Origin of the sequence: Georgenia sp. SUBG003 (genome assembly GCF_000715355.2) — a bacterium.
Taxonomy (GTDB): domain Bacteria; phylum Actinomycetota; class Actinomycetes; order Actinomycetales; family Actinomycetaceae; genus Georgenia.
In genome coordinates, this window is record NZ_CP180204.1 from 3,013,236 (window position 1) to 3,027,234 (window position 13,999).

Here is a 13,999-nt window from a genome sequence, read left to right on the forward strand (position 1 = left end):
CGCCAGCTCATTTCCCTCCGACCCGAACGAGGACGTCTCATCGTGAAGGCACTCGCCAACAGCAGGAGGAGCCGGTACGCACCGGCCGTCCTCCTGCTGCTAGCCCTGATCCTGACCGGCGCGCTCTACGCAGTGCTGGCTCCCAAGCCCGCGACCGCCACCACCGGCGGCAACGCTCAGGACGTGGAGACCGGCAAGGCGCTGTTCGAGGCCAACTGCTCCACCTGCCACGGCCTCGACGCCGAGGGCACCGACGTCGCGCCGTCGCTGATCGGGGTCGGTGCGGCCTCCGTGGACTTCCAGATGGCCACCGGCCGCATGCCCATGGCGAACAACTCGCCCCAGGCCGAGGCCAAGCCCGCCCAGTTCGACGCCGAGCAGATCAGCCAGGTGGCGGCCTACGTCGCCTCGCTCGGCCCGGGCCCGGCCGTCCCCTCGGCCGAGCAGGTCGACCCCGCCGGCGGCGACGCCGCCAACGGCCTCGCGCTGTTCCGCACCAACTGCGCCATGTGCCACAACGCCGTCGGCGCCGGCGGCGCCCTGACGGAGGGCAAGTACGCCCCCTCGCTCTACGACTCGACACCCACCGAGATCTACGAGGCGATGCTCACGGGCCCGCAGTCCATGCCTGTCTTCAACGAGGCGAACATCGACCCGCAGGGCAAGCAGGACATCATCGCCTTCCTGATGGAGCAGCGTGAGACCTCCGTCGGCGGCATCACGCTCGGTTCGCTCGGCCCGGTTGCCGAGGGCCTGTGGGTGTGGATCATCGGCATCGGCGGGCTCATTGCGGCCGCCGTCTGGATCGGAGCGAAGTCCTCGTGAGCACTGAGCAGCACGTAGCACCTCCCGCGGCGCAGTACCCGGAGAGCTTCGAGAACCCCGGCCTCGAGGGGCACCGGGGCCGGCTCGCGGACCTGGACCCCGCGGCCGCGAAGCGCGCGGAGCGCCAGGTCGCGCTGATCTTCACCATCTCCGCGCTCGCGTCCGTCGCCGCCGTCGTCGCGTACTTCCTGATCCCGCTCGACTCGACGCTCGGCAGCGTCCGCCTGAGCACGCTGATCCTCGGGCTCGGTCTGGGCCTCGGCATGCTCGGCATCGGCGTCGGCGCCATCTACTGGGCCAAGACGCTGATGTCCGACGTGGAGTACATCGAGGAGCGTCACCCGCAGCGCTCCGACGCGGAGACCCGTGCGGTCGCCGCGGACATGATGAAGGCCGGCGTCGAGGACTCGGGCATCCCCCGGCGTCCCCTCCTCAAGGGGGCGGTGGCCGGTGCCGCCGCTCTCGCGCCGCTGCCGTTCCTCGTCCCGCTCGTGGGCAACCTCGGCGGCGACTGGAACGTGAGCAAGTTCCGTCACACCCTGTGGGGCGAGACCCCGGAGGAGTTCTCCGGCAGGCTCCCCGACGGCACCCTGGGACGCCGGCTCGCCCGGGATCCGAGCGACACCCCGATCAAGGCGGCCGACGTCACCAACGGCTCGGTCTTCCACGTCATCCCCCACGGCATGAACGAGGCTGAGCACTTCTACGAGGAGAAGGCCAAGTCGGTCGTGCTGCTCGTGCGGCTGGACCCGACACTCCTCAAGGAGCCGGCGGACCGCCAGGACTGGTCCTACGACGGCATCGTCGCGTACTCGAAGATCTGCACCCACGTCGGATGCCCCGTCGCCCTGTACGAGCAGCAGACGCACCACCTTCTGTGCCCCTGCCACCAGTCGACCTTCGACATCACCGACCAGGCCAAGGTGGTCTTCGGGCCCGCCAAGCGGCCCCTGCCGCAGCTGCCCATCGCCGTCGACGACGAGGGCTACCTCGTCGCCCGGCACGACTTCGACGAGCCGATCGGCCCGAGCTACTGGGAGCGCCTGAAGTGAGCATCTCCGCCAGCACCCCGACGGCGCAGCCGTCGGGCGAGTACAAGCCCTCCAAGCCGATGCGTGGCACGGCCGACCTCCTCGACTCGCGGGTCGGGGCCGCCAAGGCCGTCCGCTTCATCTCGCGGAAGATCTTCCCGGAGCACTGGTCGTTCCTGCTCGGGGAGATCGCGCTGTGGAGCTTCGTCGTCCTGGTCCTCACGGGGATCTTCCTGACGATGTTCTTCGAGCCGTCGATGGCGCACACCACCTACCCGGAGGACGCGCTGCCGGTGTCCCACCAGGGCATGGAGATGTCCGTCGCGTACGCCTCGACGGTCTACATGTCCTTCGAGGTCAAGGGTGGCCTGCTCATGCGGCAGATGCACCACTGGGCCGCGCTGCTGTTCATGGCGGCGATCGTCACGCACATGATGCGCATCTTCTTCACCGGTGCGTTCCGCAAGCCGCGTGAGATCAACTGGCTCGTGGGCTTCACCCTGATGATCCTCGGCCTGGCCGCCGGATTCTCCGGCTACTCGCTCCCCGACGACGTCCTGTCCGGCAACGGTCTGCGCATCGCCGACGGCGTGGCCAAGGCGATCCCGATCATCGGTTCCTACCTCAGCTACGGCCTCTTCGGCGGGGAGTTCCCCGGCACCGAGATCATCCCGCGCCTGTTCACGGTCCACATCCTGCTCGTCCCGGGGCTGATCATCGCGCTCGTGACGGTGCACCTGATCCTGATGGTCGTCCACAAGCACACCCAGTACCCGGGCGTCGGCCGCACCGACAACAACGTCGTCGGGTACCCCGCGTTCCCCGTGTACGTGGCGAAGATGGCCGGCTACTTCTTCATCGTCTTCGGCTTCATCGCCCTCATGGGCGCGCTGATCGCGATCAACAACGTCTGGAACTACGGTCCGTACGACCCCTCCCCCGTTTCCGCGGGCGCCCAGCCGGACTGGTACATGCTCTTCCTCGAGGGCGGGCTGCGCCTCATGCCCAACTGGGAGGTCGTCATCGGCGGCTACACGCTGTCGCTCAACATCCTCGTCCCCGGCGTCGTCGTCCCCGGCCTGCTGTTCACGTTCATCGCGCTCTACCCGTTCCTCGAGCGGGCGGCGACCAACGACGTGCGCGAGCACCACGTGCTCGACCGGCCTCGCAACGTGCCCGTGCGCACCGCCCTCGGTGTCGCGTGGCTCGGCGCGTTCCTGATCCTGGTCCTGGCAGGGGCCAACGACATCATCGCGACCCACTTCGACCTGTCGATCAACGACATCACGTGGGCGTTCCGGGTCCTGATCTTCGTGCTGCCCGTGGTGCTGTTCGTGGTCACGAAGCGGATCTGCCTGGGTCTCCAGCGCAGGGACCGCGAGCTGGCCCTGCACGGTCACGAGACCGGTCGCGTCGTGCAGATGCCCAACGGGGCGTTCATGGAGGTCCACAAGCCGCTCACGGACCACGAGCGGTGGATCCTCGTCGCGCACGAGGCGCACCGGCCGCTGGAGCTGGAGCCGGCGACCGACCGCAACGGCGTGGACCGTCCGGGCTACCGCGCGGACTCCTTCCGGCACAAGCTGTCCCGGTTCTTCTACGAGGACCGCATCGAGCCCGTCACCCCCGTGGAGCTGGCGGCCGCCGGCCACCACGGTGAGCTCGAGGAGACCGGCCACCACGCGGAGGGTCTCCGCGGCGGGTCCGTGGCGCTCGACCACTTCCCCTCGACCACGCACGGCAGCGGCGACGTGGAGAGCGCGGAGGGCGGGTCGGTCGCGACCCTGGCGCGGTCACAGAGGCGCTGAGACCCCCACACCCCGACGGCGGTCGGTCCCCCATGGGACCGGCCGCCGTCGCCGTCTGCCCGCCGTCTCGGTCTGCGCCGAGGACACGCCGCAGCGGACGGCAGTCGTCCACCAGACGGACACGCGGGAACAAGACCGCACCCAATAGGTTGGACCTTGTGACCGGGGCAACCCGGAACGAAACACCGGCGCGGCGCCGTATCTGGTGCCGCCAGAGCACAGGAGGACATTCATGGCCGTCTACACGCTGCCCGACCTTCCGTACGACTACAGCGCCCTCGAGCCCCACATCAGCGGCAAGATCATGGAGCTGCACCACGACAAGCACCACGCCACCTACGTGGCGGGCGCCAACACCGCGCTGGAGAAGCTTGCCGAGGCCCGCGAGTCCGGCGACCTTGCCGCCGTGAACCTGCACGAGAAGAACCTCTCGTTCAACCTCGGCGGCCACATCAACCACACGATCTTCTGGAACAACCTCTCCCCCGAGGGCGGCGGGGAGCCCGAGGGCGACGTCGCCGAGGCCATCAAGGACTCCTTCGGCACCTTCGACGCCTTCAAGAACCAGTTCGCCGCCGTCGCCACCGGCATCCAGGGCTCCGGCTGGTCGGTGCTCGCCTACGACTCCGTCTCGGGCGGGCTCGTGATCTTCCAGATGTACGACCAGCAGAACAACGTGCCGGTGGGCACGATCCCGCTGCTGCAGCTCGACATGTGGGAGCACGCCTTCTACCTCGACTACCTCAACGTCAAGGCGGACTACGTCAAGGCGTTCTGGAACATCGTGAACTGGCAGGACGTCGCCGCCCGCCTGGGCAGGGCGACGACCCAGGCGAGCGGACTCATCGTCCCCGCCTGACCCGCGCGCCGGCGTCCGTGCTGAGCCGTCGTCGGTCCTGAGCCGGGACGGGGCGGTTCTGGACCGCAACAGACTGCGGCCGCCCACCCGGACAGGCCTGAAGGCCCCCAGGAACGATCCTGGGGGCCTTCTCGCGCGACCGGGACGTCCTCCACCCGCTACCGGGGCCGGTGGGCTGTCTCCCGTGCTTCTGAGGGCCCCGCGCGTCTCCTCCTCGCCGCGTCAGCCCGAGTGCCCGAGAGACACGAACGCCCCGGACCGTTCTCCGGTCCGGGGCGTCTCGAGCGCAGAGACTGTCAGTGTGCGTGCTGTCCGCGGGAGAACTCGAAGAGCTGGCCGACCAGGCCGACCACGCCGAGAACGACTCCGATACCGGTCATCCACCAGCCGATGGCCAGGCCCGTGAACGCCAGCGTGGCGGCGATTCCGAGCACGAGGGGCCACCAGCTGTGCGGGGAGAACACGCCGACCTCGCCGGCCCGGTCCTCGATGTCTGCCGTCGGGTTGTCCTCCGGCCGCGGGTCGACCCGCCGCGCCGTGAGCCACATGTAGCCGCCCGCGAGGGCGAACATCGCGGCGAGAAGGAAGAACCCGACGACGCCGACCGGCTCCCAGTCGGCAGTGAAGCCGTAGACAAGCCCCACGGGGATGAAGAACAAGACACCGGCGCTGAAGAGCCAGGCCTCGACCCGCATGGGCTTCGTCTGCTCGGGCACGCCGTGGTCGTCGTGGTGGCTCATCGCTGCGTCCCTTCCTCGTCGTTGCGTGCCGCCCGCTCGGTGACCACGCGCTGGCGACCGGTTGCCTCAGGGCTCGCGTAGAGCGAGTCGAGGATGTCCCGGTTGGGCTCGGGATGGTCCATCGCGGCCACCTCCGGGTGGTGCAGGTCGAACGCGGGGCGCTCGGAACGGATCCGCGGCAGGGAGGTGAAGTTGTGCCGCGGGAACGGGGACGCGGTGGCCCACTCGAGGGAGTTGCCGAAGCCCCACGGGTCGTCGACGAACACCGTCCGCGGCCCGCGCTGGGTCTTGTAGACGTTCCACAGGAACGGCAGGGTCGAGACGGCGATCAGCACCGCGCCCACGCTGGAGATCTGGTTGTACAGCGTGAAGCCGTCCTCGACCATGTAGTCGGCGTAGCGGCGCGGCATGCCCTGGACCCCGAGCCAGTGCTGCACGAGGAACGTCGTGTGGAAGCCGACGAACAGGATCCAGAACTGGATCTTGCCGAGCTTCTCGTCGAGCATCCGGCCCGTCCACTTCGGCCACCAGAAGAAGAAGCCCGCGTACATCGCGAACACGACGGTGCCGAACACGACGTAGTGGAAGTGCGCCACCACGAAGTAGGTGTCGTGGACCTGGAAGTCCATCGCCGGGCTCGACAGGATGACACCGGTCAGGCCGCCGAAGAGGAACGTCACCAGGAACCCGAGCGAGTAGAGCATCGGCGTCTCGAAGGTGAGCTTCCCGCGCCACATCGTGCCGATCCAGTTGAAGAACTTCACGCCCGTGGGCACCGCGATGAGCATCGTCATCAGGGAGAAGAACTCCAGCATCACGCCGCCGGTGGTGAACATGTGGTGCGCCCACACGGTCACGGACAGCGCCGCGATGGAGATGGTGGCGAAGACCAGGCCCTTGTAGCCGAAGAGCGGCTTGCGGGAGAAGACCGGGATGACCTCGGAGACGATGCCGAAGAACGGCAGCGCGATGATGTAGACCTCGGGGTGGCCGAAGAACCAGAACAGGTGCTGCCACAGCAGCGCCCCGCCGGCCTCCGGGTTGTAGATCTGCCCGCCGAGGAGCCTGTCGACGGCGAGGCCGAACAGGGCGGCGGCCAGCACCGGGAACGCCATCAGCGCCAGGATCGAGGTGATGAGGACGTTCCAGGTGAAGATCGGCATCCGGAACATGGTCATGCCGGGGGGCGCGCATCGTGATGATCGTGGCGATGAAGTTCACCGCTCCGAAGATGGACGCGAAACCGGTCATCGCGAGCCCGAGGACCCACAGGTCCCCGCCCAGCCCGGGCGAGAAGGTCGCGTTGGACAGGGGGGTGTAGGCGGTCCAGCCGAAGCTCGCCGCGCCCTTGGGGGTGAGGAAGCCTGCGACGGTCACCAGTCCGCCGAAGCTGAACAGCCAGTACGAGAACATGTTCAGCCGCGGGTAGGCGACGTCCGGCGCGCCGATCTGGATGGGCACCAGGATGTTGCCGAACGCCGTGAACAACGGCGTCGCGAACAGCAGCATCATGATCGTGCCGTGCATCGTGAAGAGCTGGTTGTACTGCTCCTTGGACTGCAGCAGCATCCCCGGCTCGAACAGCTCCGCACGGATCAGCAGCGCCAGCACGCCACCGACCATGAAGAACGCGAACGACGTGGCGACGTACATGTAGCCGATCGTCTTGTGGTCGGTCGACGTGACCCAGCCGATGACCATGCGCCCGAGGCTCTGCCGCTGCGGGCGGAGGCCGGGAACGACGTCGGGGTGGGTGGTGGTGATGGTCGCCATCAGTGCTGGTCCTCCTGCGTGACGAGGTACTGGCGGTTCAGCTCTTCCCCGAGCCGTCCCGTCTGGCCGGCGTCACGCAGCTCGGCCATCTTGTCGTCGAAGGTGGCCCGGTCGACCACCTCGACGTTGAAGAGCATCTCGGCGTGGAACTCCCCGCACAGCTCCGCGCACTTGCCGGAGTAGATGCCCTCCTTCTGCGGGGTGACCTGGAACGTGTTGGTCCGGCCCGGGATGATGTCGACCTTGTACAGGAAGGCCGGGATCCAGAACGCGTGGGCGACGTCGCGCGACTTCACGGTGAACGTGACGGTCTCGTCGACCGGCAGGTACAGGGTCGGCAGCGTCTCCTCGACGCCCTCCTGCCCGGTCAGCGAGATGCGGTCGCCCGAGAAGTAGACGTCCTCGGTGAGGTAGTTGAAGTCCCAGCTCCACTGCTTGCCGTAGACCTCGATCTCCTGGTCCGCGGGCTCGGCCTCGGCGTTGATCTCCCCCGCGGAGGAGGTGGTTCCGGCCGCCTGCGTCGACGGGGTCACGTCCTGGAAGTCGGCGGTGACCTTGCTCGAGAAGAAGAAGAGCACGCCGATCATCAGGACGGGCACGACGGTGTACATGAGCTCGAGCGGCACGTGGTAGCGCAGCTGCACGGGCAGACGGTCGTCGTTCTTGCGCTTGCGGTAGGCGACGATGCACCAGATCGTCAGGCCCCAGACGAGGACGCCGACGGCGAGGGCGGCGATCCAGGACCCGTTCCACAGGTCGATCAGGCTGTCGACCTTGTCGGTCAGGCCGCGCTCGCTCGGCAGGAAGCCGACGTCGACGCCCTTGCCCGGCTCACTGGGGAACTGTTCGGCCGGCGCGCAGGCGGCGGCCGTGAGGGCCACCAGACCCGCGAGGGCGAGACTGCGCACCACAGGGCTTCTGCCCTGGTGCCTGGACGTGGTTCGCACGGGATCTGACCTTCCGACGCGGTGCTGAGTGGAGCGGGAGTCCGGAGATCCTGCGCCCTCCGCGGCCGTCGGGCGCGCGCAGGCTCGGGACCTTTGTCCTCCGCGGCCTACCTTATCCATGAAACCGGCACGGGAACGCCCAGGGACCGGGGCGTGGCCGGGTGATTCTGTCGCCATGTCAGCATCCCGGCGGGCGTTGCGACCGATTCGTCCGGTTCGTCTGCCGCACCGGCGACGGCCCGGCGATCCGGCCGCCCGGGCGGGACAGCGACGGCCCCGCCCCATGCGTGAGGGACGGGGCCGTGCGGCGGCCGGTCGGGGCCGGCTGACCCTGCCCGCGCCGGCGAGCCCCGCAGCGCCGCTCCCGGACGGTGCGGAGCTGCGCGTCGACGGCCTCGCGCCGTTCCGCACGCCGAACGAGACGTTCTACCGGATCGACACCGCCTTCGTGGTCCCGCGCGTGGATCCGGCGACCTGGACGCTGCGGGTGCACGGACTGGTCGAGCGGGAGGTCGTCCTGACGCTCGACGACCTGCTGGCCGAGAACCTCGTCGAGGCGTGGGTGACCCTGTGCTGCGTGTCGAACAACGTGGGCGGGGACCTCGTCGGCAACGCGCTGTGGCTCGGCCTCCCGGTCCGTGAGGTGCTGGCCCGTGCTACCCCGGCCGCTGACGCCGACATGGTGCTCTCGCGCAGCGTCGACGGGTTCACCGCCTCCACCCCGCTGAGGACGCTCACCGACGAGCGCGACGCACTGCTCGCCGTCGGCATGAACGGCACTCAGCTCCCGCCGGAGCACGGCTACCCGGTGCGGCTGGTGGTGCCCGGGCTGTACGGCTTCGTCTCTGCCACCAAGTGGGTCAGCGAGCTCAGGGTGACGAGGTTCGCGGACGACGTCGCGTACTGGACCACCCGCGGCTGGTCGGCGGAGGCGCCCGTCAAGATCGCCTCCCGCATCGACGTTCCGCGCGGGGGCAGCCCGCTGCGTGCGGGCGAGGTTGTCGTGGCCGGCGTGGCATGGGCGCAGCACACCGGCATCGGGAAGGTCGAGGTGCGGGTCGACGACGGCGACTGGCGGCCGGCCGAGCTCGCGGAACAGGTGAGCGTGGACACCTGGCGGCAGTGGCTCTACCGCTGGGACGCCTCCGCCGGCGATCATGCGCTCGAGGTCCGCGCCACCGGGCTCGACGGGATCGTCCAGACCAGTCAGCGCCGGCCGCCGGCGCCGACGGCGCGACCGGGCTGCACCGGGTCGACGTCCGGGTGGAGGGGTAGGCCGCCGGGTCCGGGGGGGAGGATAGCCCTCCGGTCCGGGTGGTGGGGCAGGCCGCCGGTCCGGGTGGAGGATCGCCCTCCGGTCCGGGTGGCGGCGTGGGCGCTCGGTCCGGTTGGCGGGTAGGCATCCGTTCAGGCGCGCGGTCCGAGCCGCGGCACCGACGCCCCGCACACCGCTCCGAGGACGGCTCCCGCGAGAGCGCCCGTCGCCGTGCCGAGGAGCGCGACGGCCGCTGTCGGCCAGCTCGCCGGCGCGGCCTGGGCGCCGGCGAAGATCACCACCATCGCCGGCGTCCACGCAGCCGCGCTGACCGCGACCCAGCGCCACGGGCGTGCCACGGCGCCCGCCCCCGCCGGGAGCGGTCCCCGGGCCCTCGCCGTCGCTCGTGGAGGGGGCCCGGCCGTCGCACCGCGTGCCGGGGGTGCCTGCGGCGGGCCTGGCGGTCGTGGTCGCGGCGGCCGTCCTGCTCGTGCCGCCGGCGTCGGTGCGCGACGTCCACCGGTGGCAGCAGAGCTACATGAGCTGCCGCGCGGCCGCCCGCGCCGAGGCCGCCGGGTGGCTGGTCACGAACACCGCGCCCGACGTCACCTTCGCGATCTCCGACGCCGGCTACGTGCCGGCCCGCGCGGGTGGGCGGACGGCCGTGGACAACCTGATGCTCAACGACCCGCTCATCCAGCGCACGGGTCCGCTGACCCCCCGCCAGCGGGCCGAGGTGGTCCACGAGCGCCGGCCCGACGTGCTGGTCCTCGCCAGCCGGGAACCCGACGTCTTCGACGCCGTGTACCCCCACCGACGCCGCCGTGCGCACGCATCCCCGCGGCGAGGACTTCCAGCCGGTGCACGTCGCGGGCCGGGACCCCCCGGTGCTCCTACCACCTCATGATCTACGCCCGGTGACTTCAGTCGTCCGCGATGCTGGAGCATCGGCACGATGCGTGGCCCGTGCGACCCGCGGTCGCCGCGGACGAGGAGGGGTATGACCACCAGGGTGCGCCTCACCGGGTGGGGCGGGACGGCACCGAGCGTGGCGGCCGTGGTCCACCCGCGCTCCGTCGGTGACGTCGCCGCCGCGCTCCGGACGCGTCCGCGGCGGGGCGTGGCGCTGCGCGGCCTGGGCCGCAGCTACGGCGACGCCGCGCAGAACGCCGGCGGGACGGTGATCAGCCTCGTCGGCCTGGACCGCGTGCTGTCGGTCGACGTCGAGCGGGCCCTGGTCACCGTCGAGGCCGGCGTCAGCCTGGAGCACCTGATGCGGGTGCTGCTTCCCCTGGGACTCTTCGTGCCGGTGACCCCGGGCACGCGGCAGGTGACGGTGGGCGGCGCGGTCGCGGCGGACATCCACGGCAAGGACCACCATGTCCGCGGCAGCATCTCCCACCACGTCGAGTCCCTGGACCTGCTGCTCGCGGACGGCTCCACGCGTCACGTGGGCCCGAACGACGGTGCTGAGCTCTTCTGGGCCACGGTCGGCGGGATGGGCCTGACCGGGGTGGTGCTGCGGGTGACCCTGCGGATGCTGCCGGTCGAGACCGCGTGGGTGGCCGTGGACACCGAGCGTGCCCGGGACCTCGAGGAGCTCATGGACCGCATGAGCACCGGCGACGAGAGCTACACCTACTCCGTCGCCTGGGTCGACTGCCTGATGGGCGGGGCGTCCCTGGGTCGGTCGGTGCTGACCCGGGGCAGTCCCGCCCGGCGTGAGCAGCTGCCGGCGCGGCTGCGCGAGAGGCCCCTCGCGTTCGGCCCGCGCCGGCCTCCGGAGGTCCCGGTGACCGCCCCTGTCCCGCTGGTCGGCCGGGCCACCGTCCGTGCGCTGAACGAGACCTGGTACCACCGGGCGCCGGCACGGCGACGGCGTGACGTCCAGGGCGTCGGACCGTACTTCCACCCGCTGGACGTCGTCGGTTCCTGGCCGCGGCTGTACGGACCGCGCGGGCTCGTGCAGTACCAGTTCGTCGTCCCGTTCGACCGGCACACCGTGGTCCGGCGGGTGATCGAGCTGCTGCACCGGGAACGGGTCGTGGCGTCGCTGGCGGTGCTCAAGCGCTTCGGCACGGCCGGTCCCGCCCCGCTGTCGTTCCCGGCCCCGGGCTGGACGCTGGCCCTGGACCTGCCGGTGGTGCCGGCGCTGGCGGCGCTGCTGGACCGGTTCGACGACCTGGTGCTCGACGCCGGAGGCCGGATATACCTCGCGAAGGACTCCCGGGCGAGGCCCGAGACGGTCGAGCGGATGTATCCCGGTCTGGGCCGGTGGCGCGAGGTCCGTCGGCAGGTCGACCCGGACGGGGTGTTCACCTCGGACCTGTCGAGGAGACTGGGCCTGTGATCGACTCCGTCGGAACCCCGCAGTCCGTCCTGCTCCTCGGCGGGACCTCCGAGATCGGGCTGGCCGTGGTGCGGGCGCTGGTCTCCCGGCGTCCCGCCCGGGTGGTCCTCGCCGCCCGCCCGTCAGGCGCCGGGACGCGGCGGCGGCGGCGCTGAGCGCCGGCGGGCACCAGGTGGCCGTGCTGGACTTCGAGGCCGAGGACGTGGCCTCCCACCCTGCCGTGGTGGAGGCGGCGTTCGCCGACGGCGACGTGGACGTCGCCGTCGTCTCCTTCGGCGTGCTGGGTGACCAGGAGCGGGCCTGGCGCGACCACGCGGCCGCCGTCAGGCTGATGGAGGTCAACAGCACCGCGGCGGTGAGCGTGGGGGTGCTGCTCGCCGGCCGGCTGGAGGCGCAGGGCCACGGCGTCGTCGTCGCGCTCTCCTCCGTCGCGGCGGAGCGGCCGAGGCGCTCCAACTTCGTCTACGGGGCGAGCAAGGCGGGGATGGACTCCTTCTACACCGGTCTGCGGGAGGCGCTGCGCCCGTCCGCGTCCGGGTGCTCGTGGTCCGCCCCGGGTTCGTCCGCAGCGCGATGACCCGCGGCCTGCGGCAGGTGCCGCTCGCCGCCGAGCCGGGGGACGTGGCGGCGCGGGTGGTCCGCCACCTGCAGCACGGGCCGGAGACCGTCTGGGTGCCGCCGGTGCTGCGGGCCGTCATGGCCGTGGTGCGCCACCTTCCCGGACAGGTGTTCCGTCGTCTGCCGTGGTGAGGTCCGGGTTCCGGAAGACGACGGTGCGGAAGGCCCAGAAGCGGAACACCGTCGCCAGCGCCATGCCGACCACGTTGGCCGACACGTTGTCCGCGACCGGGCTGCGCAGGTCCAGCGTCTCGCGGGCGAGGACGAGGCAGAGCAGCTGCACGCCCGCGGCCACCGTGCTGACGAGCAGGAACCGCAGCAGCTCGCCGGCCAGGTCCGGGCTGCGCCTGTCCCGCCAGGTCCACCAGCGGCTGCCCGAGTACGCCACCGCGACGGCCACGACGCTCGAGATCACCTTCGCCGTGACCGACGGGGCGTGCAGGTGCAGGAGGAGCACGTTGAACACGAACAGGTCCGCCGCGTAGGCGCACCCTCCGACCACCCAGAACCGGGCGGCCTCCCCGGCGAGCCGGTGCGGCCTCACGCGAAGACCGCCAGCAGGAGCAGCACCACCCACAGGACGCCGAGCGCCAGCAGCATGCGGTCGTGGAGGATGACGTCCTCCGGCTCCTCCGCCCGCCCCGCGTCCACGTTGACCGCGTAGCGCAGGACGGCCACCACGAACGGGACCGTGGAGGCCATGCTCCACCCCGAGTCGCGCTGGTCGTGGACCTGGAACGCCCACAGCGCGTAGGTGGCGATGACCAGCGCGGCCGCCGTCGTCCACACGAACCTGAGGTACGTGCGGCTGTAGGCGCGCACGACCGCGCGCACGTTCTGCGCCCCCCGTCAGGGCCCGTTGCGCCTCGGCGTAGCGCTTGCCGGCGGCGACGAAGAGCGAGCCGAAGCCGGCGGCCAGGAGGAACCAGGGCGAGAGCGGGATGTCCGCGGCGACGGCCCCGGCGAACGTGCGCAGCAGGAATCCCGAGGCGACGACCCCGAGCTCGACCACCGGCTCGTGCTTGAGGCGCAGGCAGTAGCCCAGCATGAGCGCCACGTAGGTCCCCGCCACGAGCGCGAGCTGAACGCTGTGCGCGGACGCCAGGGCGAGCCCGGCGACCACCAGCACGGCGGCCGACGCGAGCGCGGTGCGCGGGGAGACGGTGCCCGCCGCGATCGGGCGGTGCCGCTTGACGGGGTGCGCCCGGTCGGTCTCGACGTCGACGACGTCGTTGACGAGGTAGATCGCCGAGGAGATGAGGCAGAACATGACGAACGCGAGGACCGCACCGAGCAGGGCCTGAGGGCTGAGCCGGTCGGCGGCGGGCAGCAGGGGCGCGAGCACGAGAGCGTTCTTGGTCCAGTGGGGGACTCGTACCGCGCCGAGCAGGGCGCCGGGTGGCGTGCACGACGGCGGCGCTCACCGCGTCACCGCCCGGCGGTGGTCGCAGCCGGCGCCCGGGGCGCGAGCCACCGCCCGCCGGACGAGGGTGGTCCCGCGGCTCCGCAGCGAGCCGGTGGCCCGGACACACGTCCACCATCGGCCCTCGTCCCGGCTCGTGCACGTCCTGAGGCCCCGGAGCGGTGCCCCCGTCCTGCGGGGCGGAACCCGCCCGGGTCGGACGGGGGGCGAGGTGGGCGGCGGATGGGGGGAGAGGAGGGGCGGTGCCCCTGGGGAGTCAGGGCACCCCCACGTGGGGAGGAGAGTGCGCGAGAGGGGACGTCGAACCCCTACGCCCGAAGGCACCAGGACCTAAACCTGGCGCGGCTGCCAGTTACGCCACTCGCGCTCG

14 protein-coding genes, 1 tRNA gene and 1 pseudogene are annotated in these 13,999 nt (G+C 71.1%); 10 read left to right on the top strand and 6 right to left on the bottom strand.

Features of this window, described 5'->3' with window-relative positions; genetic code table 11:
• Nucleotides 1-42: 42 nt before the first annotated feature.
• The 4 genes from DA06_RS15500 (at nucleotide 43) to DA06_RS15515 (ending at nucleotide 4,523) form a co-directional block, all read left to right on the top strand.
• Nucleotides 43-825, top strand: a complete 783-nt coding sequence (locus DA06_RS15500; RefSeq protein ID WP_043501712.1) for a c-type cytochrome — start codon at nucleotides 43-45, stop codon at nucleotides 823-825.
• Nucleotides 822-1,877 carry a ubiquinol-cytochrome c reductase iron-sulfur subunit gene (locus DA06_RS15505; RefSeq protein ID WP_043501714.1) on the top strand — a complete coding sequence of 352 codons (1,056 nt, stop codon included), beginning with the start codon at nucleotides 822-824 and terminating at the stop codon, nucleotides 1,875-1,877. The genes DA06_RS15500 and DA06_RS15505 overlap by 4 nt, the downstream gene beginning before the upstream one ends.
• A 59-nt stretch (nucleotides 1,878-1,936) precedes the next feature.
• Nucleotides 1,937-3,664, top strand: coding sequence for a cytochrome b (locus tag DA06_RS15510; protein ID WP_418608043.1), 1,728 nt, complete (start codon nucleotides 1,937-1,939; stop codon nucleotides 3,662-3,664).
• Between the two features lie 232 nt (nucleotides 3,665-3,896).
• Complete coding sequence (locus DA06_RS15515) at nucleotides 3,897-4,523, top strand: superoxide dismutase (RefSeq protein WP_043501716.1); 627 nt, start codon at nucleotides 3,897-3,899, stop codon at nucleotides 4,521-4,523.
• Between the two features lie 296 nt (nucleotides 4,524-4,819).
• Here DA06_RS15515 and DA06_RS15520 read toward each other — a convergent pair whose 3' ends face one another.
• From DA06_RS15520 to coxB, 3 genes and pseudogenes are all read right to left on the bottom strand, one after another.
• Nucleotides 4,820-5,218, bottom strand: coding sequence for a cytochrome c oxidase subunit 4 (locus tag DA06_RS15520; RefSeq protein WP_043501722.1), 399 nt, complete (start codon nucleotides 5,216-5,218; stop codon nucleotides 4,820-4,822).
• 41 nt (nucleotides 5,219-5,259) lie between these two features.
• Nucleotides 5,260-7,036: pseudogene (gene ctaD, locus DA06_RS15525) on the bottom strand (cytochrome c oxidase subunit I).
• Nucleotides 7,036-7,947, bottom strand: coding sequence for a cytochrome c oxidase subunit II (gene coxB / locus DA06_RS15530; RefSeq protein WP_418608045.1), 912 nt, complete (start codon nucleotides 7,945-7,947; stop codon nucleotides 7,036-7,038). The pseudogene ctaD and the gene coxB overlap by 1 nt, the downstream one beginning before the upstream one ends.
• Before the next feature lie 319 nt (nucleotides 7,948-8,266).
• Between coxB and DA06_RS15535 the strand changes: the two genes are divergently transcribed.
• Complete coding sequence (locus DA06_RS15535; RefSeq protein WP_418605409.1) at nucleotides 8,267-9,382, top strand: molybdopterin-dependent oxidoreductase; 1,116 nt, start codon at nucleotides 8,267-8,269, stop codon at nucleotides 9,380-9,382.
• Nucleotides 9,383-9,390: 8 nt separating this feature from the next.
• Here DA06_RS15535 and DA06_RS15540 read toward each other — a convergent pair whose 3' ends face one another.
• Nucleotides 9,391-9,597, bottom strand: a complete 207-nt coding sequence (locus DA06_RS15540) for a hypothetical protein (RefSeq protein ID WP_418605411.1) — start codon at nucleotides 9,595-9,597, stop codon at nucleotides 9,391-9,393.
• 74 nt (nucleotides 9,598-9,671) lie between these two features.
• Between DA06_RS15540 and DA06_RS15545 the strand changes: the two genes are divergently transcribed.
• From DA06_RS15545 to DA06_RS15565, 5 genes are all read left to right on the top strand, one after another.
• Complete coding sequence (locus DA06_RS15545) at nucleotides 9,672-10,145, top strand: hypothetical protein (protein ID WP_418605412.1); 474 nt, start codon at nucleotides 9,672-9,674, stop codon at nucleotides 10,143-10,145.
• Between the two features lie 93 nt (nucleotides 10,146-10,238).
• A complete protein-coding gene (locus tag DA06_RS15550; protein ID WP_043501734.1) occupies nucleotides 10,239-11,588 on the top strand; it encodes an FAD-binding oxidoreductase in 1,350 nt (449 codons plus the stop codon).
• Nucleotides 11,585-11,743, top strand: coding sequence for a hypothetical protein (locus DA06_RS15555; RefSeq protein ID WP_418605413.1), 159 nt, complete (start codon nucleotides 11,585-11,587; stop codon nucleotides 11,741-11,743). Before DA06_RS15550 ends, DA06_RS15555 begins: the two co-directional genes overlap by 4 nt.
• A gap of 23 nt (nucleotides 11,744-11,766) precedes the next feature.
• On the top strand, nucleotides 11,767-12,165 hold the full coding sequence (locus tag DA06_RS15560; RefSeq protein ID WP_418605414.1) for an SDR family NAD(P)-dependent oxidoreductase: 399 nt from the start codon (nucleotides 11,767-11,769) through the stop codon (nucleotides 12,163-12,165).
• Nucleotides 12,162-12,338 carry a hypothetical protein gene (locus tag DA06_RS15565; protein ID WP_418605415.1) on the top strand — a complete coding sequence of 59 codons (177 nt, stop codon included), beginning with the start codon at nucleotides 12,162-12,164 and terminating at the stop codon, nucleotides 12,336-12,338. Before DA06_RS15560 ends, DA06_RS15565 begins: the two co-directional genes overlap by 4 nt.
• Here the strand turns inward: DA06_RS15565 and DA06_RS15570 are convergent.
• Nucleotides 12,283-13,551 (bottom strand): UbiA family prenyltransferase, encoded by a 1,269-nt coding sequence (locus DA06_RS15570; protein WP_418605417.1) that lies wholly within the window; start codon nucleotides 13,549-13,551, stop codon nucleotides 12,283-12,285. The genes DA06_RS15565 and DA06_RS15570 overlap by 56 nt on opposite strands.
• 362 nt (nucleotides 13,552-13,913) lie before the next feature.
• A tRNA-Leu gene (locus tag DA06_RS15575) sits at nucleotides 13,914-13,996 on the bottom strand.
• Between the last annotated feature and the right edge of the window lie 3 nt (nucleotides 13,997-13,999).

Coding starts and splice junctions, on each gene's coding strand:
- DA06_RS15510 (WP_418608043.1), top strand. CDS start 1,937: ATGCGTGGCACGGCCGACCTCCTCGACTCGCGGGTCGGGGCCGCCAAG.
- DA06_RS15515 (WP_043501716.1), top strand. CDS start 3,897: ATGGCCGTCTACACGCTGCCCGACCTTCCGTACGACTACAGCGCCCTC.
- DA06_RS15520 (WP_043501722.1), bottom strand. CDS start 5,218: ATGCGGGTCGAGGCCTGGCTCTTCAGCGCCGGTGTCTTGTTCTTCATC.
- DA06_RS15535 (WP_418605409.1), top strand. CDS start 8,267: ATGCGTGAGGGACGGGGCCGTGCGGCGGCCGGTCGGGGCCGGCTGACC.
- DA06_RS15550 (WP_043501734.1), top strand. CDS start 10,239: ATGACCACCAGGGTGCGCCTCACCGGGTGGGGCGGGACGGCACCGAGC.
- DA06_RS15565 (WP_418605415.1), top strand. CDS start 12,162: ATGACCCGCGGCCTGCGGCAGGTGCCGCTCGCCGCCGAGCCGGGGGAC.